Annotated in this window: 21 protein-coding genes; 8 read left to right on the top strand and 13 right to left on the bottom strand. The window is 37.2% G+C overall.

Features of this window, described 5'->3' with window-relative positions; translation table 11 throughout:
* Positions 1-138: 138 nt before the first annotated feature.
* Positions 139-1,557, top strand: coding sequence for a pyridoxal phosphate-dependent decarboxylase family protein (locus C7N65_RS08470; protein ID WP_105994045.1), 1,419 nt, complete (start codon positions 139-141; stop codon positions 1,555-1,557).
* A 588-nt stretch (positions 1,558-2,145) separates the two neighbouring features.
* On the opposite strand, the gene C7N65_RS12705 is transcribed toward C7N65_RS08470, so the two are convergent.
* Positions 2,146-2,718, bottom strand: a complete 573-nt coding sequence (locus tag C7N65_RS12705) for a hypothetical protein (protein WP_234019066.1) — start codon at positions 2,716-2,718, stop codon at positions 2,146-2,148.
* A gap of 38 nt (positions 2,719-2,756) precedes the next feature.
* On the bottom strand, positions 2,757-3,302 hold the full coding sequence (locus C7N65_RS08460; RefSeq protein WP_105994044.1) for a hypothetical protein: 546 nt from the start codon (positions 3,300-3,302) through the stop codon (positions 2,757-2,759).
* Between the two features lie 262 nt (positions 3,303-3,564).
* Between C7N65_RS08460 and C7N65_RS08455 the strand changes: the two genes are divergently transcribed.
* Positions 3,565-4,749 (top strand): PD-(D/E)XK nuclease family protein, encoded by a 1,185-nt coding sequence (locus C7N65_RS08455; protein ID WP_105994043.1) that lies wholly within the window; start codon positions 3,565-3,567, stop codon positions 4,747-4,749.
* A 77-nt stretch (positions 4,750-4,826) separates the two neighbouring features.
* Here C7N65_RS08455 and C7N65_RS08450 read toward each other — a convergent pair whose 3' ends face one another.
* From C7N65_RS08450 to C7N65_RS08430, 5 genes are all read right to left on the bottom strand, one after another.
* Positions 4,827-5,759 carry a ketopantoate reductase family protein gene (locus C7N65_RS08450; RefSeq protein ID WP_105994042.1) on the bottom strand — a complete coding sequence of 311 codons (933 nt, stop codon included), beginning with the start codon at positions 5,757-5,759 and terminating at the stop codon, positions 4,827-4,829.
* A gap of 326 nt (positions 5,760-6,085) precedes the next feature.
* Positions 6,086-6,607: a VOC family protein gene (locus tag C7N65_RS08445; RefSeq protein WP_105994041.1), complete on the bottom strand. Its 522-nt coding sequence runs from the start codon at positions 6,605-6,607 to the stop codon at positions 6,086-6,088.
* A 70-nt stretch (positions 6,608-6,677) separates the two neighbouring features.
* A complete protein-coding gene (locus C7N65_RS08440; RefSeq protein ID WP_105994040.1) occupies positions 6,678-7,298 on the bottom strand; it encodes a LysE family translocator in 621 nt (206 codons plus the stop codon).
* A 180-nt stretch (positions 7,299-7,478) separates the two neighbouring features.
* Positions 7,479-7,838: a cupin domain-containing protein gene (locus tag C7N65_RS08435; protein ID WP_105994039.1), complete on the bottom strand. Its 360-nt coding sequence runs from the start codon at positions 7,836-7,838 to the stop codon at positions 7,479-7,481.
* A gap of 12 nt (positions 7,839-7,850) precedes the next feature.
* Complete coding sequence (locus C7N65_RS08430) at positions 7,851-8,807, bottom strand: NAD(P)-dependent oxidoreductase (protein ID WP_105994038.1); 957 nt, start codon at positions 8,805-8,807, stop codon at positions 7,851-7,853.
* A 297-nt stretch (positions 8,808-9,104) separates the two neighbouring features.
* Here C7N65_RS08430 and C7N65_RS08425 point away from each other — a divergent pair, with 297 nt between their 5' ends.
* Positions 9,105-9,686: a histidine phosphatase family protein gene (locus C7N65_RS08425; protein ID WP_105994037.1), complete on the top strand. Its 582-nt coding sequence runs from the start codon at positions 9,105-9,107 to the stop codon at positions 9,684-9,686.
* Between the two features lie 84 nt (positions 9,687-9,770).
* Here C7N65_RS08425 and C7N65_RS08420 read toward each other — a convergent pair whose 3' ends face one another.
* Both C7N65_RS08420 and C7N65_RS08415 read right to left on the bottom strand, forming a co-directional pair.
* Positions 9,771-10,010, bottom strand: a complete 240-nt coding sequence (locus tag C7N65_RS08420) for a DUF896 domain-containing protein (protein ID WP_105994036.1) — start codon at positions 10,008-10,010, stop codon at positions 9,771-9,773.
* On the bottom strand, positions 9,998-10,966 hold the full coding sequence (locus tag C7N65_RS08415; RefSeq protein WP_105994035.1) for an LLM class oxidoreductase: 969 nt from the start codon (positions 10,964-10,966) through the stop codon (positions 9,998-10,000). Before C7N65_RS08415 ends, C7N65_RS08420 begins: the two co-directional genes overlap by 13 nt.
* Before the next feature lie 326 nt (positions 10,967-11,292).
* Here C7N65_RS08415 and C7N65_RS08410 point away from each other — a divergent pair, with 326 nt between their 5' ends.
* Complete coding sequence (locus C7N65_RS08410) at positions 11,293-11,973, top strand: type 1 glutamine amidotransferase domain-containing protein (protein ID WP_105994034.1); 681 nt, start codon at positions 11,293-11,295, stop codon at positions 11,971-11,973.
* An 88-nt stretch (positions 11,974-12,061) separates the two neighbouring features.
* Here C7N65_RS08410 and C7N65_RS08405 read toward each other — a convergent pair whose 3' ends face one another.
* Complete coding sequence (locus C7N65_RS08405; protein WP_105994033.1) at positions 12,062-12,817, bottom strand: SDR family oxidoreductase; 756 nt, start codon at positions 12,815-12,817, stop codon at positions 12,062-12,064.
* A gap of 143 nt (positions 12,818-12,960) precedes the next feature.
* Positions 12,961-13,698 (bottom strand): NAD-dependent protein deacylase, encoded by a 738-nt coding sequence (locus tag C7N65_RS08400; protein WP_105994032.1) that lies wholly within the window; start codon positions 13,696-13,698, stop codon positions 12,961-12,963.
* 176 nt (positions 13,699-13,874) lie between these two features.
* Here C7N65_RS08400 and C7N65_RS08395 point away from each other — a divergent pair, with 176 nt between their 5' ends.
* Both C7N65_RS08395 and C7N65_RS08390 read left to right on the top strand, forming a co-directional pair.
* Positions 13,875-14,672, top strand: a complete 798-nt coding sequence (locus tag C7N65_RS08395; protein ID WP_105994031.1) for an EVE domain-containing protein — start codon at positions 13,875-13,877, stop codon at positions 14,670-14,672.
* A 35-nt stretch (positions 14,673-14,707) separates the two neighbouring features.
* Positions 14,708-16,606, top strand: a complete 1,899-nt coding sequence (locus tag C7N65_RS08390) for a hypothetical protein (RefSeq protein ID WP_105994030.1) — start codon at positions 14,708-14,710, stop codon at positions 16,604-16,606.
* A gap of 96 nt (positions 16,607-16,702) precedes the next feature.
* On the opposite strand, the gene C7N65_RS08385 is transcribed toward C7N65_RS08390, so the two are convergent.
* Positions 16,703-18,892, bottom strand: coding sequence for an amidase domain-containing protein (locus C7N65_RS08385; protein ID WP_105994029.1), 2,190 nt, complete (start codon positions 18,890-18,892; stop codon positions 16,703-16,705).
* 213 nt (positions 18,893-19,105) lie between these two features.
* On the opposite strand from C7N65_RS08385, the gene C7N65_RS08380 reads away from it, so the two are divergent.
* Positions 19,106-21,928: a YhgE/Pip family protein gene (locus C7N65_RS08380; protein ID WP_105994028.1), complete on the top strand. Its 2,823-nt coding sequence runs from the start codon at positions 19,106-19,108 to the stop codon at positions 21,926-21,928.
* Positions 21,929-22,099: 171 nt separating this feature from the next.
* A complete protein-coding gene (locus C7N65_RS08375; protein ID WP_105994027.1) occupies positions 22,100-22,618 on the top strand; it encodes a DUF805 domain-containing protein in 519 nt (172 codons plus the stop codon).
* 107 nt (positions 22,619-22,725) lie between these two features.
* Here C7N65_RS08375 and C7N65_RS08370 read toward each other — a convergent pair whose 3' ends face one another.
* The gene (locus C7N65_RS08370; protein WP_105994026.1) at positions 22,726-23,460 is read right to left on the bottom strand and encodes a glucose 1-dehydrogenase; all 735 of its coding nucleotides are present in this window, start codon (positions 23,458-23,460) and stop codon (positions 22,726-22,728) included.
* Positions 23,461-23,466 lie beyond the last annotated feature (6 nt).

Genomic DNA, 23,466 nt, shown 5'->3' with positions numbered 1-23,466 from the left:
GTCTATTTCATTTGTTTTAACCTACAGTCCTAACTTTTGAATAAACAAATATGGACATATCATTTCATTGTATGACAAAAGCCCCTTGTGTGATAATTGTATTGAATAAATATCTAAATAGAGGAGCATAGAAGAGATATGGATTTTAATGAGAACAATATAGATTTAGAAACCATTATCAGAGACGAAGTCAACAAGTATTTATCTAGAGATATTGGAGAACTTCCTGCAACGCAACAAGCACCGCTTGAACTTAGAAAGAAATATGAGTTTATGGAAGTGCCAAGTGAAGGACGTAATATCTACGATGTGCTGAAAGATCTGAATAACGAAGTATTGAATTACTTATATCGTCCGAATCATCCTCGTTCTTTCTCATTTATACCAGGTCCTGCATCACGCTTATCTTGGCTTGGGGATATTTTGAGTACAGCTAACAATATACATGCCTCGAACTTTAAAAATGCGACATTGCCGATTAATATTGAACGTAATTTAATCAATTATTTGGCAGGTAAAATCGGATATGAAATCAAGCCGGCAGGCGGTGTGTTTGTATCTGGAGGCTCAATGGCTAATTTAACCGCATTAGTTGCGGCTAGAGATGCACAAATCAATATGGAGGACATTAAGAAAGCGACTGTCTACTTAACATCTCAAACGCATCATTCTGTCGGTAAAGCATTACATGTCGCAGGCTTCTTAAAGAAAAATATCCGAAGAATTGATTATAATGAAGATTTCACAATGAATACGGATAGTCTAAAAGCTGAAATAGAAAAGGATATAGAAACAGGTTATAAGCCTGCGATTGTGATTTCAACTGCAGGTACAACTAATACAGGGTCAGTTGATGACTTTACAACACTTGGAGATATCTGTGATGCATACAACCTATGGCTTCATGTGGATGGTGCTTATGGTTTATCTCATATCCTCTCAGATAAAGCAGAACATCTATTTAAAGGCGTAGAACGTTCCGACAGTGTAAGCTGGGATGCGCATAAACTATTATTCCAAACATACAGTTGTGCAATGGTTGTTGTAAAAGAAAAACAACATCTGCTTCAAAGCTTTGGTGAAGATGCGGAATACTTAGATGACATTGCATCTGACGATGATGTGATTGATCCTGAAATGTTAGGTATAGAACTTACACGACCTGCAAGAGCATTGAAATTATGGATTACACTGCAAGTTATTGGTGAAGATGAAATTATTGAACGCATTAAATACGGTGAAGATTTAGCTGAGTACGCTGAAAGCTATGTATCACAACTTGATCATTGGCGTATCGTTTCTCATGCCAATCTCTCTATTGTTAACTTCAGATATGAAAATGAAGATTTAACTGAAGCACAAAACAACCAGCTCAATAGTATGGCTGCACAAAAGATAGCAGATTCCGGCTATGCGGTAGCATATACAACAGTACTAAACAATCAACGTGTGATTCGATTATGTACAACAAACCCATTAACAACAGAAGATGACATTAAAGAAACTATCAATAGACTCAACCTCTATATTAGTGAGGCAGATACAATGGGTGCTTAAGAGAATAAGCTTATACTGAAGGTTTCCAAGTTTTGCGGAATTCTTCATAGGAGGGAAAGATTTAACAATTATTATTGAGTCTGATTTAATCATATTATTAACTGAAATCGAAGGGCATCTGCATCTTTGGAAGTATCGTGATCATACAAAAGCATCTTTTAAACAAAATATTAATCAATATCATGAACTTCAGAAAAAAGGATGGTAATCTTTTTTGATTAGCTCCCTATAGAGCAGGCATTTAAAATATGAAAGCTTTATAGGGAGTTTTCATATGTAAATATATCTAAATTAATATAATACTTCTGGCCAGGAATTGCACGATTATCGTGTAGTATGGAAAAAGTTTGAAAGATATTATAGGTAAAATAAAACAAGAAGAGGCGTTATGAAGAAGAGATTAGGTTTAATAGGGAGCTGGAATTATTTATACATACAAGTACCAATTACTTTGATAACGAAAGTAGAATTGGGAGTTAAAAAGGCAAGGCTCCTGTAGAATACAGAAATCTTGCCTTTGGAAAATTAGCTTAACCAAAAAGTACAACATTTTAGGTTCGCTACAAACTCTTAGTTACTTTTATTTCCTTAAGGTAAAGATACATGTTCTTCATGGAATTTTTCATTCATCATCCCATCCCAAAAAGAAACTCTACCATCCTGTTCAACTAAGAAAGTATAAGAACCATGTCCTGATTTATTGTTTGCAGGGATTTTCCATACACCTTCTCCTTGTGCTGAGAACTCTGGTTGCTGAAATTTAATTTTTGAAGCGTCTCCATCTTCACTTTGATTAATGGCAGCTATTAGATAATCGAAAACATTGTCTCTGTTGACTCTTAAATGTGCAAATTCATCTTTATTAGTCATTCGTTGTGAAGAACCTTCGTGTACTTTAACAATCTCACTTCCGTCAGTAGCTTGTGTATCCTGTTTATTAGTTGTTGTTTCAGTTGATTGATTTATATTCTTAGTATTATCAGACTCATGTTCTGACTCAACATGTGTGTTGGCATCATTTTCTTTATCATCTTTTAACTGAGCTTCCAGATTCTTTTTCTCTAGTTCAACTTCTTGATACTTATTATATCCAAAGAAGCCGGCAGCACCTATGATTCCGAGTATTAATACTAAGGATACAGTTATTAAAAGCTTGTTCATATTATAGTTCTCCTTGTTATGTTCGTAATATCGTTAGATTATTGATTATCCGCTTCCATAGCATTCGTTCTTCTCTCTCTTTGTTCAGCTTCATCATTAGTTAGTGTACTTGGATCACGTTCCATCAATTCTGCATTGTCTCCAGAAAGATCGGCACCCGGCTCAGGTATTTCTCCTCTGGCAGCTTTTTCGTACATTTCTTTTTGTTTAGCATATTCAGCATCTGCATCAAAAGCGCTATCTGATGATTTAGACGTACTTTGAGAAGGTGCTTGGTTATTTTGAGATGGAGCAGGTTGTGATTCTTGTACAGGTGGCTGTGAAGATGCAGTATCATTTTGTGATTGATTATATACTTCTTGTGTATTGCTTTCTTCACTATAAACTGAGTCTGTATTATTTTCATTTTCTTCCTGTTCTTTTTTCTTTTGTTTCTCTTTTGCTTTTTTCTCTTTTTCTTTAGCTATTTTAGTTTCTTCTTTTTTCAGCTCTAAATCTTTGTAACTGCCATAAGCAAAGACGATCGCAATTCCTAATGCGGCTACAAGCGCTACAATTCCTAAACTCACAAAAATCTTTTTCAATATACTATCTCCCATCTATTTTTCTTATTAGTATTAGAATAATCTATTTACCAACAATTTGATAGAAGTTTTTAATAAATAGTATGCTTTTTGGATTGGCATAATAGAGATAGAAAATAGTGATTTTAAATTTTAAAAATGTTGATATTTTGATAAAAGTAGTTTTGTGCGTGAAATTAACATTAATACTATTAATCCTATTTTTGAATGAACATAGTAAAATGGTTTGGGGAGTATAGAGAGACTAATAAGGAGAAAGAAAATGAACAGAGATGAGACAGCATTATTAGCATTTCTAAAAGATATTGATTGTTTGAAAGAAGTAGAAAAGCATTCTAATCAGTTCAACTTATTTGAAGTACTAGGTGTTGTGGATACTGAAATTCGTCACAGCAATATGCTCGCTTGGTTGTTGGATCCGAATGAAATTCATGGGCTTAATGATACGTTCCTAAAAGAAGTGATTAAGCTCTATATCGATGGAACAGAAAGATTCAGTTCGAATCAAACGCTTTTCAAGCTATTGTTAAATGATTTTGAGGATGCGGTTGTTTTAAGAGAGTGGAGAAATATAGATATACTTGTTGTATCAGAACAAAATCAAACAGTGATTGTGATTGAGAATAAGATCTGGAGTAAAGAATCCAAGCATCAACTCAAAAAGTATCAGTCAATCGTTGATAGAGAGTATCCTGGCTATGAGCAATTATTTTTATTTTTAACACCTGAAGGTGATGATGCTAGCGATAGTGCGACATGGTCTAGCGTTGCTTACAGTCAGATTTTAGATTGTATCCGTGCAATCTTAGAAAGCAAAGCTAATATTATCAACCCTAAAGTAGTAGATTTTATTAATCAATACATCGGTATTTTGAGGAGGCACATCGTGGGAGATGAAACATTAGAAGAAATATGCAGTCAGATTTACGCAAAACACAAGAGAGCATTGGATTTAATCTTTGAATATAAACCAGATATCTTAAATGACATTTCTAAGATGCTGCAAGAACATATTGCTCAGAATGATGAGTTGGTTTTGGATCAATGCAGTAAATCATATGTTCGCTTTACGACTAAAAGTCTAGACAGAGTAATGCCGCTTAATAAGACTGAGAACAAATGGACACCTAGTAATAGAGTAGTTTTATACGAGATTGTAAACACTCAAAAGCTCACTGGAATATATTTATTGATAGGGCCTGCAGAAACAGAAGAAAGAACATTGGTTTTTGAAGCCGCAAAACGATGCGAACATCTAAAAACAAGAAAGTTATCTAAAGAATATACGAGAATTTATTCCAAAAATTTCTATAGACGTAATGATAGAAGTGAAATGAGTCATGAAGAAATTTTAGAAAAGGTGCTTCAGGCTTTTGATAAGTTTATCCAAAGTGATATGAAAACGGTAGAAGAAGAGTTATTAGCACATTATTCACGTCATGCGTGATGTATGAATTTCTTTATAAGTGATACTAGCCATAAAAATAGAAGCAGTGCACGGCACGCTTCTATTCTTATGGCTTATTATTGTATTTTCATTTCTAATTGATGTATCAGATGTGTAATCATTGTATTCAATGGTGTAGGGACATTGAGTGCTTGACCATAAGCTGCGACTTGTCCGTTGAGGTAGTCGATTTCAGTCAGACGGCCATTGTTATAGTCTTGATGCATAGATGGATAATGCAGACCTTGTGTCTCTTTAGGATAGGCCGCCTCGATTTTATTTAAGAGTTCTGTACTGTCTAATTCAACACCTTTTGCTTTTGCGACAGTTACGATTTCTTCAATTAGCGGCACAATCATTTGTTGAGACTCTGGATAACTGCCGAATTCGTAAATGGTCTTATCTAAGATCGTACAGAGCGGGTTCAATACACTATTTAACGTGGCTTTAGACCAAATGGATTTAAAGACATCTTCGCTAATTTGAGCATGAAGTCCAGCTTCATTGAGTACATTTAAAATGAAATCTGTACGTGCATCTTTCTCTCCATCAGCACGCTGCAAATCAATCGTACCGTTTCCTTCTAGTAACAATTGTCCAGGACCGCGCAGTCCAGCAGTCCACATTGTGACCGCAAGATAAATTTGAGACATCGGCACGAATTTCGATAGACGCTCTTCATGGCCTAAACCATTCATCATACTTAAGATAGCTGTTTCATCATGGATACAGCCGATCGACTGCAAGTGTTCAAGCATAGCTTCTGACTGCATGGATTTCGTCAAAATAACAATCAAATCAAACTGCTCATTCACATCTTTAGAAAGCACTGCTGGAATTTCAACAGTATACGTATCTGTTTCAGTTTGTACTTCCATGCCTTGTGCATTGATACGATTCACATGTTCTTCCCAGTTATCAATTAATGTCACGTCATAACCTGCTTCTTTGATAGAGACCCCGATGCGTCCTCCCATCGCACCTGCGCCAGCGATTCCTACTTTATACATAACGCTTCACCCCTAAAATAATAAAATTATCCTAATAATAATATTGTCATTATATATAAATACCCTACTATTATTTGAAATAACAGATGTTTCTAAGACAATAAGATAGTGAGAGGGTATATAGGTTTTGCTTTGCCGTCTTAGAAATGAATTGCATGTTCATTGAATAGTAAAATTTAGGAGTTAAAGTATTAAACACTGTTTGAAAGTATACTGAAACCGAGATTTATGACTTGTTTTATTTCATGTGAATAAACAAAGAAGCACCCATGCTTTGATTTAAGCATAGGTACTTCAAAGGTAATATATAAGATGTTTAAATGTGTTTATTCTTTCGGTATGAAGACTTCAGCTTCACTCTCTTTTGGATAATAATAGCCATGAGGCAATGTCTGTAATTCAATTAAGCTGCCCCAAGGTGCTTTGATATAGATTGTTTGATTACCTAGTGTATCTTCATAGCGTGTGTTCTCATGAGGTTCTGAGACAGGTTCTCCGCCGGCTTGTATGATTTGATGCAGTGCTTTATCAAAATCGTCTACATAAAAGGAAATATGTGTAAAACCAATGTCTTGCAAAGCACTTGGCTTTTGCTGATGAGCATTCACAAATTCAAACATTTCTATATTAGGACCGTTCCCGAAGACCATCATGCGTTTTTTGATGATTTTAGCGCCTTGTTCAAGGTCTAAAAAGCGTTCTACTGCTTTACCGCCTCTGAGCGGATCCATTTCTGTTTGACTGTCGTAAGCCACCTTACCGTCTAAACCTGCTTTAAAGAATTGTGTCGCAGCTTCTATGTCTGGTACTGTTAATCCAATATGATTAATCCCTCTTGTTATATCCATCTGACTCACTTCTTTCTGAAAATACCTTGCTTATATATTAGCCGTTTAACAGATTTCTATGCTTCATATGTTACTGCTCGAACTTTAATATACTGACCGCAAGCCCGATTAAAATAACACCTACTACATAATCAAAGATAGATTTAAAGAGCGGCTGATTAAATAATTTCTTAATGTGTGTGAATAAGAAGCTGCATAAAAAGAACCAAATAAAGACAATAGCGATAAAGAGTGCAGATAAGAAAATGATTTTCAAAGAACCTTCATCCTTAGTCACAAATTGAGGCAAGACTGAGATGTAGAAGAGGATAGCTTTCGGATTAAGTATGGTACTCATGAAGCCTTGTCTGAATGATTTAAACAAACTGATATGCCTGATGGGATAGCTTGAAGTCGTAATCTTACTGGTTTTACGTGCATTCAATATAGTTTTAACACCTAGATACGCAATATAGACGGCACCCAGGAATTTGATGGCTGTAAATGCATAATACGAACTCGTGAGTATAAAGATCAAGCCAAGAGCGGCGATGGATGAATAGACCACATGTGCACTCGATATGCCTAGGGCTGACATAATTCCATTTTTAGTACTGCCTTTCATCGTATTGGTCGCAACGATGAAGAAGTCAGGACCAGGAATAATAATGATGAGTAGTGAAATAAGTATAAAACTGATAAGCGGATCCATAATCGAGCACTCCCTTGAAAATAGTAATGCCTCTATCTTAGCATGTCTGTTCATTCTATGAGACAAGAAATTCGAAGTCAGTGTCAATTACACATAAAAAAGATGAATGACGTCCTTTCAGCAACATCATTCATCTCAAGTTTTGGAGGTTGATTATAAAATGGTAATTATAAAATTCGCTTAGTTTACATAAGGGATGAAGTCTAAAGGCATCGGTGTAGCGAAACCAAGCATGATAAAGTCTTCATCACCAGTATTAGTCATACCGTGTGCTTCGCCAGGTAATGATACAATGATATCGCCCGCTTTGATGGTTCTTTCTCGTCCGTCATTTGTATAAAATGTGCCTTCGCCTTGTGTCACGATCCATACATCATCTGCGTTTTGGTGGGTATGACATTGCAAGTATTGGCCGGGTTTCATGCACCAAACGGCACCTGCAGAATGTTCAGATTGATAAAAGACAGTTTTTTGTGCTTCCTCCTCTGAGAAGCGTGGTAAATCTTCCATGTTAAAAAAGCGTTGTTGTGTGTCGACCATTGGTTATCACTCCTATTTATTTACAATATAATCCGGTGTTTCGCCTGTGAGTGCTTTGACAACGTTACCTGCCGCAATTTCAGCCATCATATCACGTGCTTCGAATGTCGCATTGCCGATATGCGGTGTAATCACAACGTTATCCATAGATTTCAGTTCTTCAGTAATTTCTGGTTCGAATTCGAAGACGTCTAATGCGGCACCTTCGATTAATCCGTCTTGCAAGGCTTTGACTAATTCAGCTTCATAAACAATCGGACCTCTCGATGCGTTGATTAAGTACGCAGTAGGCTGCATCTTTTTAATTTCGTTATAATCAATCATGTGGCGCATGCTTTCATTGTAAGAACAGTTGATTGTGACGAAGTCTGCTTGTTTCAACAGTTCATCTTGCGAAACATAGCGTGCACCGAGTTCTTGTTCCTTATCTTCATGACGTGATGGACCAGAGTATAGAATATCCATATCGAAACCTTTTGCACGTCGTGCAACTGCAGAACCGATTTCACCCAGACCGATGATACCGATTGTTTTGCCTGATACTTCACGTCCGCGGAAGAAGAGCGGGGACCAGCCGTTGAAGCCTTTTGTGCGGCATAATTGATCGCCTTCAGGGATACGGCGTGCTACAGCTAATAAGATACCTATTGTCAGGTCAGCTGTGGCATTAGTGGAAGCAATCGGTGTATTAGTAACATCGATGCCGCGTGCTCTTGCTGCTTGAATGTCAATATTGTTGAATCCCGCACCATAGTTTGCGATAATTTTTAAGTTCGGTGCAGCTTCAATGACTTTTTCGCTTACATTTGTGGATAATAAACTGATTAAGCCGTCTGCATCTTTAATACGTTCGATTAATTCGTCTTCAGTAATTAATTTGTCTCCAGTATACATATCTACTTCAAATTGTGCTTTCAGTTGATTTAATCCCGCCTCTGGAATTGCACCTGCTACTAATACTTTTGTCATACTCAATCGCTCCTTATATTTAATTTGTGAAAACATTCACAATATTTATTTTTAGCTTATCATGGAATTGAAATAATAGAAGTGCATAAAATGATAAATTCATTGCTTTAATTTGTACGAAATGAACAAAATGTATAAACGGTTGGAGAATACTTGATGAAAGATGTATCAAAATCGTAATAAAATCCATTACCGTATATAGAAGAGATTCGTTATGATGAAAGGGAACACCCATCATTTTTAGTACAGCTACAGCGATACAAATGATGAAAGGACTAAAATGAGGAGCAGACAATCATGAAAAAGACATTATATTTAATCAGACACGGACAAACTTTGTTTAACAAGAAACACCAAATTCAAGGTGCATCAGATTCGCCTTTAACTGAATTAGGAAAGCAGCAAGCCGCAAAGGCTAAGCTGTATTTTGATCAATTAAATCTGACAGACTATGCATTGTTTTCATCTACACAAGAACGCGCATCTGACACGTTAGAAATTTTATTCCCTGATGAACCTTATACGAGATTAAAAGGAATTAAAGAATGGAATTATGGTTTGTTTGAAGGGGAGTCGGAGCTGTTGAATCCTCCGCATCCAAATGGGGTAGTAGATTTGGGGGATTTCTTTGCGGCTTATGGCGGGGAAACTGTGGAAGAGGTTCAAACACGTACAGTAAAGACTTTGCATCAAGTTGTAAAAGAGACACCGCATCAAAATGTCGTAGCAGCAAGTCATGGAGATATTTTATTCCTATTTGCACATCATTGTTTGCCGGTAGAAGCGGTCAAACAAATCAAAATTACAAACTGCTGTATTTTAAAATTTGAATATGAGGATGAAACTTTTACGTTTGTGGAAGCTATTCATCCTGCTTAAGCAAAAGAAAACGGGTTGGATGCCTCTATCAGAAGTGTCCAACCCGTTACTATCCAGATTTATTATTCATCTATTTTATTTTGCTTATTCAGGTTTTAAGTCTAAAGTACCCATTTCTTCGCGTAAGTTATAGATTTTATCTGGTGTAACGTCTTCACCAAGCGGGTCTACAACTTTTAATGTTGAGAATGTGCTGACCACTTGGCCGCGAATCATTTTAAGGTATTCTTGTCTCAATTCATGTTGTTCTTGTTTTTCTTCAGTACTTAGTGTTACTTCTTTTTCTTTATTTGCAAGTGTATTAATTCTATCTAATAGTTCCATATTGTAGGTTCCTCCTTGAAATCATTTGGTGGGAAATGCGGAATCACATAATCGCCCAATTCGTTCATAATATCTTGGTACGTTCTCTCATGTGTATCGAGTTTCAGCATGATGTGATTAGTACCGATTCGTTCATAAGCTTTCAACACGTTAATCAATGTGTTTCTGCCTAGTCTATAGCCGCCTTTAACAGGTTTGATTTTTTCGTTTGGATCTTTGGATAAATCTATGACTAATGGATGCATGAATGGTTTGAATTCATCGTTGTCATGCCATGCCTCTAATAAGGCTTTTTGAAGTTGGAATTCTTGGGGATAGAACATCCAGCCATCCATATTTTCTTTAATCCAGTTCAAGTCTTGCTTTGCGTTGCCTGTCGCAAATATCGGTATGTGATGATGCTTCGGCAATACTTGCAGTCCTGAGTCTTCGTATAACTCAAAGATAGAGTTTGAAATCTCTGGAGAATGTGCTTGCCATAATGCGTTTAAAGACGCGACTGCGTCTTTGAAGCGGATATGCAAGTCTTTCGTTTCGACTTTGAAAGCTGGAAACTCAAAAGAACGGTCTCCAGTCGCAAGTCCCATTAATAAGCGCTCGCCAGATACCAAGTCAAGAGTTGCTGCAGCTTTGGCTACATGAATCGGATGACGCAATGTCGCAACAATACTTGCTGTTCCGAGCGCAATCTTATTGGTTTTGGCACTGAGATACGTTAAGAATACAAACGGATCGTAGTTTGTGGTGACTTTGCCTAAATGCGGACTGTATAATGGATTGTCTCGTACAAATAGGCTGGTAAATCCTAAGTTTTCCGCAAGCTGTGCCAACTGTGCTTGTTGCTCAAACGCTAACGCAACTGAATCATTATCATCAAAAGGAATACTTAAACCTAAAGTAAGATGTCCTTTTTGAAAGGTGCGTTTAAAGCCGTTGTGTTGTTGAATAGTTGTCACGTCTATCCCTCCTAACTTGAGTAATTTGACAAATAATGATTGCACTAATCAAATTGTCTACAATTATTCTATAATGTTTACGTAACTTAATCAAACCTTGTGCTCACGCGGTTTAGAGATTTAGTCAAAAATAGTCAAAAACATTGATTTGATGCACTTTTGGCTAAAATTAAAAAAATGAACAAAGTGTTATTTTGAGTTTTTTAGAGAAGATGAACACATGAAATTTACAATAACTTCTTCTTCATTTTGAGCAAATCATTTCCTTTTGCAGGGGAAGGCAGTGTTAAAGTGAAACATATCAATAAACAAGAGGTGAGACTCAAATGAAAAAGATTTTAGTCGCAGTCACAAATGTTTCGAAATATAAAGATTTAGAACATCCCACAGGTGCATGGCTTGGAGAAGTTGTACATTTCGCAGATGAGTTCTATAAAGCAGGTTATGAAGTAGATTATGTGAGTCCAAAAGGCGGATTTGTGCCGATTGATCCGGCAAGCTTATCTGAAGACTTCATGACAGATGTGGATTGGAAATATTATACAGATCATCAATTCATGACAAAGCTTCATCAATCATTAAAACCAGAAGAAGTTAATCCAGAGGACTATGAAGTGATTTATTACGCTGGCGGTCATGGTGTAGTTTGGGACTTTGAAAAAGATAAAGGCTTAATTGAACTAGCTGAAAAAATCTATTCAAATAACGGCTACGTTACAGCTGTCTGCCATGGTCCCGCAGGGTTATTGAATATTAAAGACAATGGCCAAAATTTAATCAAAGGTAAAAAAATCGCAGGGTTTTCTAACAGTGAGGAATCTCAAATGGGCGTGACAGAAAACATGCCATTCCTACTAGAAGATGCCCTAAAAGAAAAAGGCGGAGAATATGAAAAAGGTGAAGACTGGTCATCATTCGTTGTCGCAGACGGCAGACTGATCACAGGTCAAAACCCTCAATCTGCACAACAAGTAGCGTTAGATACGTTGAAAGCATTAGGTCAATAAATTTCAGTGTATGTGAAATAAGACTACCCCGGTGCAGGGTAGTCTTATTTTTATGCGTATATCAGCTCTAAAACTGCGATTTTACTGTTTATAGGATACCGCTAGGTTCTTCAGGCAATACTTGGCCGCCATCTATAATCAATGCTTGCCCAGTAATGAACTTAGCTTCTTTAGAAGCGAAGAAAGCTACTGCATAACCTATATCTTCAGGTTCGCCTAACTCATGTGTCGGTATAATCTGGCGTGTACCTTCTAAGTAGTCCTCGCCTTGAGCTTTTAATCCTTCAGTTAATACATTACCAGGCTGTACAGCATTTACAGTAATGCCGTATTTTGCATATTCTAATGCGGCACTGCGTACAAAGCCGAGTTGTCCAGCTTTTGATGCACCGTAATGTGCCCAACCAGGATAGCCGGTATTCGGACCTGTAACTGAAGAAGTCACGATAACACGTCCGTATTTTTGTTTTTTCATTACTTTTAAGACAGCTTGTGTCACAAAGAACGTGCCTTTTAAGTTGATATTTTGTACATAATCCCAATCTTCTTCTGTTAAATCTTCGATGTTGATTTGAGGATAAACACCTGTATTTGAAGCTAGAATATCAATCTTTCCAAATTGATGAACGATATCCCCGACAACTTTATTTACTTGAGTTGAGTCTGTCACATCGAGTTTGAAGAATACGCCATTAAGTGCTTCAGCTGTTTGTTTGCCGTTGGTTTCATCAATGTCTCCGATAATCACTTTTGCGCCTGCTTTTGCCAATGTTTCAGAAATACCTTTGCCGATTCCGTTTGCGCCGCCTGTCACGAATGCGATTTGATTATTTAAACTAAACATGTACAATCACCTCTTACTTATTCATTACCCTAGGTCGTGTTCAACCATACGTGAATAAATAAAATAGTGACATTATCTTAAAATAAAGCATAAAAAAAACAGCCTCATCAAAATATAGATGGAAGGCTGCTGGTTCAATAGGATTAGTCAATGTTATTAAGTGCATTGATGACGTTGACCATATCATCATGAATGACTAAATCTGCATCATGATCATAAGATGTCGCATCTTTATTGATGATGACTAAGTTTTCACCTTCAAAGTTGGAAATTAATCCAGCCGCAGGCTGTACAACGAGTGAAGAACCTAAGACCACTAAAGTATCCGCTTGTTTGATTTTGCTTAATGCGCTGAACATTGTCATTTGATTTAACATTTCACCGTATAAGACAATGGCCGGTCTGAGCGGACTGCCGTCTTTCTTACTATGACGCAAGTTATGGTCGATGATATCGAATTTTGAGTATTGATCATTCTCATCATTGATACTGTAGAAAATATTTAATGTACCATGCAACTCATCTACATTTTTACTGCCTGCATCTGTATGCAGACCATCAATATTTTGAGTAACAACACCTAAAGATTTATGTTCCGCTTCAAGTTTTGCGATCCATTCATGTACAACATTAGGTTTTTTATCCGCAAACAATAAATACTTATGACAAAAGTCCATGAAGCCGTCTGGGTTACTTTGCAAGTAATCATGACTCAAGATATATTCAGGCGATAAACCTTGCTTTGCAATTTCATCATTTAAACCGCCGATAGAACGAAAATCAGGAATACCACTTGCGACTGAAATACCTGCACCTGTAAAGAACGTAATCTTATTAGAATTATCAATGATGTCTTTCAACTGTGTTATTTTAGTATCCACGCTTATCACTCCATTAATTATTCAATACATCTCGTGTATTGATTTACTCACATTAATTTTAAGATTAAGGAAATGTTTAAGCAAGTTTAGATAGAAAAGGGTAAAGTTAAAATATATATAATTAGTGTGGTGTATAAATAGGTGGATTATGAAAAAATAAAATATGGAGGTGCGATATGAGTAATAAATATTGGGTTATACCGTGTAATGTAAAATCATATGATGTAATTGGTGCATTTAATAAGTTAGAGGTTATAGATTGGAAACAAAGTAACAATATGAAGTCAGCGCGACCAGGAGATAAAGTATTTATATATGCTAGTAAGCCTTATTCGGGGATTATGTATATGTGTATAATTCAAAATGTAAACAAATCAACTGCGTCTATGGAAGATAAAGAGTTTATGACTAATACTGAAAACTATGGAAATTATGGAAATTACATGGAATTAAAATTATTAAAAAGTAAAACACAAACTCCTATAACATTAAAAGAACTTAAAAAGTATGGATTAAAAGGAAATATTCAAGGGCCGAGATCCTTAAAGGATGAATTGCTTAAATTTATTTTAGATAGTTTTGATAATGAACAAAACACTGCTTCTGAAGAAAGTGAATTAGAAAATTTCTTGTATAAAGAAGGGAAACTCATAAAAAGTTATGGCACTAGATTTGAGAGGGACCAATCTCTTAGAAGAAAAGCTATAGAAATTCATGGTATGACATGCAAAGTATGTGGGTTTAACTTTGAAGAATATTATGGAGAATTAGGTAAAGGATTCATTGAAGTGCATCATACTAAGCCAATGTACATTACTAGAAAAGAAGTTAGTGTAGATCCGCAAACTGATTTAGTTCCACTTTGTCCGAATTGCCATAGAATGATTCATAGAAAGAAAGACAGACCTTTAGAAATCGATGAATTAAAGCAATTAATAGTTTCCTCTTTGAATGATAGGTGTAAACTAATATAATGATAGCTGTATAGTGATGAGGAAAGGTGAAGTGAATGAAAAAAGAGAGATACCCTGATTCAAATCATAAAAATAAGTTCAGCCATTCATTTAAATTTTCAAGTGTTGTTGTATTGTTAAGTACAACGTTATTTAGTTATAACTTAACGTCCACACCTACTGTGGCAGCGGAAAATCAAATAGATATTAAAACCACACAAGATACTAATGCAACAACACTTAAGTCGCGTATAGAAGAAGCGAAAAAAGAAATTAATCGTATTAAAACAATGAATGATAGTGATAAAACTAAATTCAAAACAGATATCAATAAAGCAGAGCGTGTATCGCAAATAGACGCAATCTTAAAAGATGCGAAAGAAAAAGAAACACAACTTAAAGAAGATAAAGCAGCTTCTGATTTAACAAAAAATAATGAAACACAATCAAATACTTCTACTCACAATGAAGATCAAACAATTCAAGATAATGAAGCAGCGGATGTGTCAGACCGATTAGAAAAAGTGCGTGAAGATTTGAATCAAGCTTCACAACAAGCACAAACAAGTGATTCAAGTACTTCATCTCAAGTGGCAGATGCTCAATTAAAGCAGGAAAAGGCCAATCAAAGTATTGATGAATTTATCTCAGATTTAGAAGCACTCTCTTATAAAGTTGATAACGGGAAACTAAATGATGGTGAAAGAGACCTTTCTGACAACGAGGACGCTAAAGCGGATGAAGTGAACAAACAAGCTTCACAAGTATTAAGTAATATTAGACATGATATTAATCGTGTGACGACTGCACGAGAAACAACGAAACAAGATTTAGATCAATATGTTCAAAATAAAGAGGCTAACTTGCAGGAACTGGAAAATAGATTAGCTGAACGCCATGAACTTTCAAAATCAAAAGCCGACCGTCTCAGAAATGAAATTGAAACGACTAAAGAAAACTTAAAACAACAAGATAGTATTGTCTTAGACCGCCTGCAATCTGCTTCAGATAAACGAGAAGCAGTAAAATCCATTATCGGAAGTACTGTAGATGAACAACAAGCACAGTCTATACTTGATCGTATTGAAACTAAAGGCAAAACAGACTCACAAATTGCGAGCCAAGTCTTAAGTCAATTAGATGGACTCTCTTCCTTCTCAAGCGACAGCTTATTAGAATCTATGTTTGATAAAGCAGAAGATAAAGAAGCTTTGATTCAGACTTTATTATCTACGAAATTTGAACAACAAGAAGCAGTGGATAAAGCTGCAGAAATCATGCGCAATCATCCAAACAGTGCACAAATTGTACAACTGCTCAAACAACATTATGGTTCTGATATTTCAGGCGACGATATTCTTGGCAATGTGATTGACCAAGCACATAATCAGCGCCAAGCGATTGAAACGATATTAGCTTCTAAATTCAACGATGCTAAAGCACGTGCATTAGCGAATATCATCGCAAAGAAAGAAGATAAGAAGGCTGAACTGTTAAAATTAATGACTTCTGATATTGATCGCCATTTGAATCATTTACTCAAAGTAGATAATGATATCAGTCGATTGAAATCAAATGTACGCGGTATCTTTGATCCGTTAAAAGACACACCAAGCTTACTGCAGCTGTCTAAAGAAAGTGGATTGGATAAACCATTGCTTGGCAGTCATACAGGCTTATTCAGCGGACCGAGTCTCCTAGATAAACTGTTAAGCGGAGACAGTGTGTTGGATAAAATTCCGGATATTCCTAATCCTTCGCAAGGACGTGCTTTATCTTTAGGCAATCCGTCTGATGACTTCTTAAGCGGTTTATTTGATGATGACGGCAACTTTGATTTGCCGGCAGCGGGTGAAGTCGCTAAACGCTCAGCATTGCCGCTAGGTATTGCATTCGTTATTATCGGAAGCGGTATTACATGGTTTGTGAAACGCCGTAAAACGAAATCATCTTAATCATTCAATTCATTGAAGTAAATCATTATAAATAACGCTCCATTCAAAGGACCAATTGCTTGGTTTTGAATGGAGCGTTTTATCTTTGGAATAATTTTATTTTTGGCCTTCAATATAACTTAATTCAGATGCATCTTGTGCGTCGATAGTTCGATAAGAAATAACGCCTAAACCTTGAACATTAGATTCAGAAATAACAATAGAACCATCTGGATTAACCTTTTCTACAAAAGCTACATGACCATAGATACCATCAGCACCTTGCTGGCCTGCTTCAAAGACCACTGCACTATGTGCTTTTGGAGCATCAGAGACATGATAACCTTTACGTTCTGCGCGATTATTCCAATTACGTGCATCACCTAAGTCGCCGCTGATAGATTGATTAAACTGTGCCATACGATTATAGACATACCATGTACATTGTCCGTGCGGATAAGGTGTGTTGCCGGTTGTTTCTTCAAACGGTTTAAAGTCTCCATGGCTTTTTGTCGTACTTGGCTGGTAGTCAGATAGGTTAGGCATCTTTTGTTTGTCGAATTGTGTTAAATCATAATAACGGATCAGACTGTTCAATTTATCCGCATAACGTGTATCTGTCGCATAAGTTGTAGCTAAGTGTCTCGTTGCGGCACGATAGCTTGAAGCTTCGCTTTTCCAAGTCGGCTGATAAATCGTCGGATTGTCGTCAATGCCGTTTTTAATTAACGCCGCATAGTCTTCAAGTGATTCTTTTTCACTTGGGTAACTGCGAAATTGAGCAGAGATTTGATACATACTGCTTCCGCTGTCTTCAAGCGTATTAAAAGTCGCGGACTGTCCTTGGTACGCACCTTTAATACCGAATAAGTTATAATGCGGTGCACGTGCTAGACTGCTGTTGCCTGAGTCAGATTCTAAAATCGCTTGTGCAATCATGACAGAAGCATAAATATCTTCATCTTGTCCGATTTGGTGTGCATCTTTCGCAATGGCTTTAATAAAGTCGCGTGTAGCTTTATTTTCACTGACTGCGAAATCACCAGACTGCTCTGAGCGGTTTGATACATTCGGCAACAATTGGAATGTCGCAGTTGTTCTGAGGTTCGAACGTCTTAAATCACCTTCAAACGATTGTGCAGGCTTTTGTTTGTGTTTCATCTCTGATTGAGAAGGCAATTGCGGATTTTCATGATTTTCTTTCGACTGTTTTGAAGACGCTTGTGGCGATTTGGATTGCTTGTGTATCTTAGGCTGTGCTTGTTTTTCTTTTTGCGCATCATAGTCTGCCTTGCTTTGTTTCGCATCTTCACTGTATTGATCTAGAATCGATTCTAAGACACGGTCATCTGCTTGTGATTCTGTCTTAGGTGCTTTTGTGTCTTCTTGAGTATCTTGTGTTGTATCACTTTCTGATGAAGTGTCTGTTTCAGTACCATCATTATCCGGTGTTTCGGTTGGATTGGATTCTGAAGGTTCTTGTGTATCTTTATCTATAGTTGCTGAATCATCAGCAGCGTTGGAACTGGCTTCGTCTAGTTGCTGAAGAATGTCATTGTCATCTTGTGAGACATCCGGTGAAGCTTCAGAGTTAGTGTTGTTATTTTGTGTATTAGAGTCTTGTGTCTCATCAGAGGATTCAGATACATCGTTGTTGTCTGTATCAGTTTCAGGTGCTGGTGTATCAGAATCGTTATCTGGTTGGGACGCTGTTTCATCTTCAGATGGCTGTGCTGTTTGATTGTTGGTATCTTCATTCATGAAGAAAGTTTCATTAGAACCACTGGGTGACGTGTTAGACGTTGTTTCTTGTTTTGTTGAAGACGTTTGGTCTGTTTCGTTTTGACTGCTTTGGAAGAAGCGGCTGAACCAACTATGGAAACGATGATTGTTTGTACGTTGTTCTGCTGGTTTAAAGAAGTCTAACGTATATTTATCATAATCGCTTCTAGGTGTATCAGTGTCAGTTGATGGTTTTGTCGTTTTTTGTTCTTGTGCATTGTCCGCAGTTTTTTGTGCTGACTCTGTTTCATCATGTGTGGACGCTTTAGATTTTGGTTCTGTTGTTTTAGATGATCCTTTTTCTATGTCATCATCATTTTCAGAAGAAGCAGCTTTTGAGTCATCTGCTTTATCTTCTGTATGTGAAGTGTCTGATGCTTTTGGTGTGCTGCTTTTCGAATCCTCTTGTGAGACATCAGGTGCAGTGATCTCATCTGAAGCCGCTGTGCTGATATTATTCAATGGGAAAGATGGAAGGAGTAATGAAGTCGAAAGCATACAGACGAATAATTTTTGTTTCTTCATGAAAATACCTCGCTTAAATATTATACTTTACTATGTACAAACTATCGTTTGACTTGGTACACTGGTTACAGTCTTATGGTAAGTTGACACCGATTAACTATTTGAGATATACCCTTTCTAATGAAGCCATTATATCAATTTATACAAAATAAACAAATAGTGAATTTGAATTAATGTTAGGTTTAAAATAGATACAATTTTAGAGGTGTATAAATGAAGAATGCAATCCAGCTGTTTCTGATGGATTTAAAGAAAATCATTAAAAACCCAGGTGTGCTGGTGATTTTAGGCGGTATCGCCATACTGCCGTCTTTTTATGCATGGTTTAACTTGGATGCGACTTGGGATCCGTACGGAAACACAAAAAATATAAAAATTGCTGTGGTTAATGAGGATAAAGGAGATAAAGTCAAAGGCAAACAGATTAACGTAGGCGACACCATTGTCGATACCTTAAAGAAAGATGATCACTTTGACTGGGAATTTGTCAGCCGGAAGAAAGCTGACCATGACTTGAGGATGGGTAAATATTACGCTGCGATGTACATACCTGATAAGTTCACCCACCAAATTACAGGAACATTGAGAAAAGACCCTCAACAAGCAGATGTAGAATATAAAGTGAACCAAAAACTGAACGCAATTGCGCCTAAAATGACAGATGCAGGTACCAGTGCAATTGTCCAAAAGGCGAATGAGAAGTTTAATGAGACCGTCACAAAAGCCTTGCTAGACGAAGCCAACCGCTTAGGTATCAAACTGGAAAAAGAAATACCGACGATTAACAAGATTAAAAAAGCAGTCGGAACAGCTAATGATTCTATACCGAAAATCAATGAGTTCGCAAAGAAAATCTTATACTTGGATCAAAACCAAGATCAGCTGGATGCCTACGCTGATAAGTTCAGAGGTTTAGACAACTATAAAGGCGATGTCTTAGATGCGGTTGATAAATTAAACAGAGTGAATGCGGCAGTACCGGCATTGAATGAGAAAGCAAAACTGATTCTCGCACTGAATGAATACTTGCCGAATATTGAACGTGCTTTAAATATTGCATCGAATGATGTACCGCAAGCCTTCCCGCGCATTAACCGCGGTGTCGATATTGCGAGCGAAGGGGTTGAGACAGGCAAACAAGGTCTCAATGAAGCGCAAGGTTACTTATCAGCTGTAGAGCAACGTGTCGGCAGTTATCAAGAAGTGCTGGATAATGCACAAGACGTGAACCAAAATGTAAATCAAAACTTGCAAGAACGTGCTGATACAGCACCGCAAAGCACGTCTGCATCAAGAAATTATCAAACTGCTCAAATGAGTACGAACGATAATTCCAACAACGATACATTCAATCAAAATGATGTCAGTGCAATGGAATCGTCGCTCTCAACTGCATTGTTATCATTATCCAAACAGGCAGAGCAGCAAGTAAAAAGCAGTCAAAAAGATATCAAAGCGATGGAAAATATCACTTACGGTATATTAGCTTCTGGTCAACCTAAAGACTTTAAAGGAACTTTAGACAATATGACAGAACGTCTTGAAGTGACAAGCAAGACCAACCAACAGCTGATTGATATTCTTTCAGAATTAGAAGAAAGAGAACATGTGGATTTATCTCAAGAGATACAAGCGTTAGAAGCCGCAAACAACAGAGTCAATCACTTGATTAAGAAACAAAACCAATTAAGAGATGCCTTAGCAAACGGCAGTTCAGGTAAAAGCGAAGCGGTGGATTTATTAAAAGAATTGCCGCGTGTGGATAGTGCATTAAGCGACTTGAGAAATTATATCCGCTCCGACTTGAATCAACGTCTCATCAATGTCTCTAATGAAATTATGTCAGTGTTGAATGAAGGCGAAGCAAAACTGTCTGCAGTGCAGTCTAAACTGAATACGATTCATCAAGTTATCGATGAAGGACAATCTATCTTAAATATTGCTGGTGATAGAATCGACACGATTCAGAGTGCATTGCCGGGACTCGAACAACGTTATATGGATGCGATGGCAGTTGCACAGCACTACTATCCAGAGTTCAAGCAAGGTGTAGAACGAGCAGCATCATTTATCCGAAACGACTTGCCTGAGTTGGAACAACAGCTGGCAGATACAACCGCAACGGTAAACCAAAATGTACCGACATTGTTTAGCCGTTATGATCGTTTAGTGGACTTGCTGAATGAGAATCAGCCGCAAGCTAAAGAAGACTTGCATAACTTAGCAGAATTTATTCGTCATGATTTGCCGGATATCGAGAAGGATATCGCAAAAGCGAATAAGCTCTTTAATGAAATTGAAGATGATGACGCAGTAGATAAAATGGTGGATTTACTGAAAAACGACTTGAAGAAACAAGCAGATGTCATCGCCAACCCGATTAATATCAAAGAGAAAGATATTTTCCCTGTTAAAGACTATGGTTCTGCAAGTACACCATTCTATACAGCACTTGCGATTTGGGTAGGAGCATTGCTGATGGTGAGCTTGCTTACGACTGATAACAAGCACACTGCCATGACGCAGCAGCTCACAACGAGAGAAATTTATGTCGGCAAGATGGGACTGTTCTACCTAATCGGTATTATCCAATCCTTGATTGTCTCTATCGGGGACTTGATTATCTTGAAAGCACAAGTGGAACACGTTGGATGGTTTATCGGACTTTCAGTCCTTTCCTCACTCGTGTTCGTATCAATTGTGTATACCTTGGTGTCATTACTCGGCAACCCAGGGAAAGCCATTGCGATTATTATGTTAGTCTTGCAGATTGCAGGCGGCGGAGGTACATTCCCGATTGAAGTCACACCGGAGTTCTTCCAAATGATCCATCCGTTTATGCCGTTCTCGTATGCGATTGATGCGATGAGAGAAGCGGTCGGAGGTTATGTACCTGAAATCTTAACGAAGAAAGTTATATTCTTATCCTTATTCGGTATCGGCTTCTTGTTAATCGGTATTATCTTTAAACCGATGATTGACCCTGTGATGAAAAAAGTAGCAGAAAAAGCTGAGAAAAGTGATGTTATGGAATAAGGTCGATATCAAAGGAGTCTGGGTCAAACCAGGCTCTTTTTGATTGCTTAAAATACCTAAATTAAGATGTAAAATACATGAGAATTAACAAATAATTTACTAAAATTTAATTTGAGTTGCTTAACGCTATCTGTGTATAATGTTACTAAAGTAATGGGAGAGGAGCGCGTTATGAACCAATCTGAAAATCAAATTATTAAAAGTTATAAAGAATTTTGGACACGTTTTGTCGATGTAAAAGGACGTTCTCATCGTCCAGACTATTGGCATCCGTTTTGGATCAATATGGTCATTTCAACGATCTTAGGGGCACTTTCAGGCGGAATATTAAGTTCTATCTTCGGTCTTGCGATTATGATTCCATCATTTACAGTAATGGTAAGACGCTTGCATGATACCAACCGTTCTATGTTGTTTGCGATTATTTCATATGTCAGCGGTATTATTGTGATGGTTGCAATGTTTATATTCTTCTTCGGCGCGATTTTAGCAGCCAACGACAGCAGCGGCGCAGCATTAAGCATATTATTCATTTTAGGTGTGCTAGGCTTTATTGCGGCAATTGCGATTTCCATCTATATTATCTACTTATTGGTACTGCCTGGAGATCAAGCACCGAATAACTATGGCAGCGGCGGCAGTAACCAAACATTGCCAGAAGAATCTACACAGCATGAAGTTCAAATTTAATCAGATGAAATTCTATTATATTAATAAAAGGCAGCTTACCAAGCTCAAAGAGCAGGTAGGCTGCCTGGTTTTTTCATGAATATAAGTACTTGTGCTATGTTATGCATTTACAACGCTGTGATACCGCCATCAATCACAAACTCTGAACCTGTAGAGTAAGAGGCTTCGTCAGAAGCTAAGAAACAAACAAGGTTAGAAACTTCTTCAGGTTGTGCAATACGGCGCATAGGAATAGATTTCTCAAAACGCTGTACAGCTTCTTTTACATCTTCTTGTTCTAACATTGGTGTTTGAATGACACCAGGGTGAACGGAATTAACTCGAATATTAAATGGTGACAAAGCACTTGCGGCAGCTTTTGTCATACCTCTGACCGCAAATTTAGTGTCCGTATAGCCGATTGCACCGCCGACCAGTCCGTTCATAGAAGAAATATTAATAATAGAACCATTTTCTTGCTGCTTCATAATGCGTGACACGGCTTTAATACCCAAAAATACTGAAACTTGGTTGATGTTCACAATTTTCATATAGTCTTCTAATGAGAGTTCTTCAATAGATTTATTATAAGTAATACCTGCGTTATTCACTAAAACATCGATTTTATCCCACTGTTTTAATACTTGATCAACAACACGTTCCCAGTCTTCTTGTTTTGTGACATCATGTTTGATAAACAGGGCTTGTGCCCCTAAAGCTTCTGATGTTTTCTGTCCTTTTTCCTCATTAATATCAGTAATCACAACTTTAGCACCTTCTGCTACTGCTTTCTTAGCATGTACTTCTCCCATACCTTGAGCGCCGCCTGTAATAATCACAACTTTGTCTGTAAGTCTTCCCATATAGAA

This window comes from Staphylococcus simulans (assembly GCF_002994445.1).
In the GTDB taxonomy this organism is placed as follows: domain Bacteria; phylum Bacillota; class Bacilli; order Staphylococcales; family Staphylococcaceae; genus Staphylococcus; species Staphylococcus simulans_B.
The sequence above is the reverse complement of the archived record's forward strand: the minus strand, read 5'-3'. Positions and strand labels throughout refer to the sequence as shown.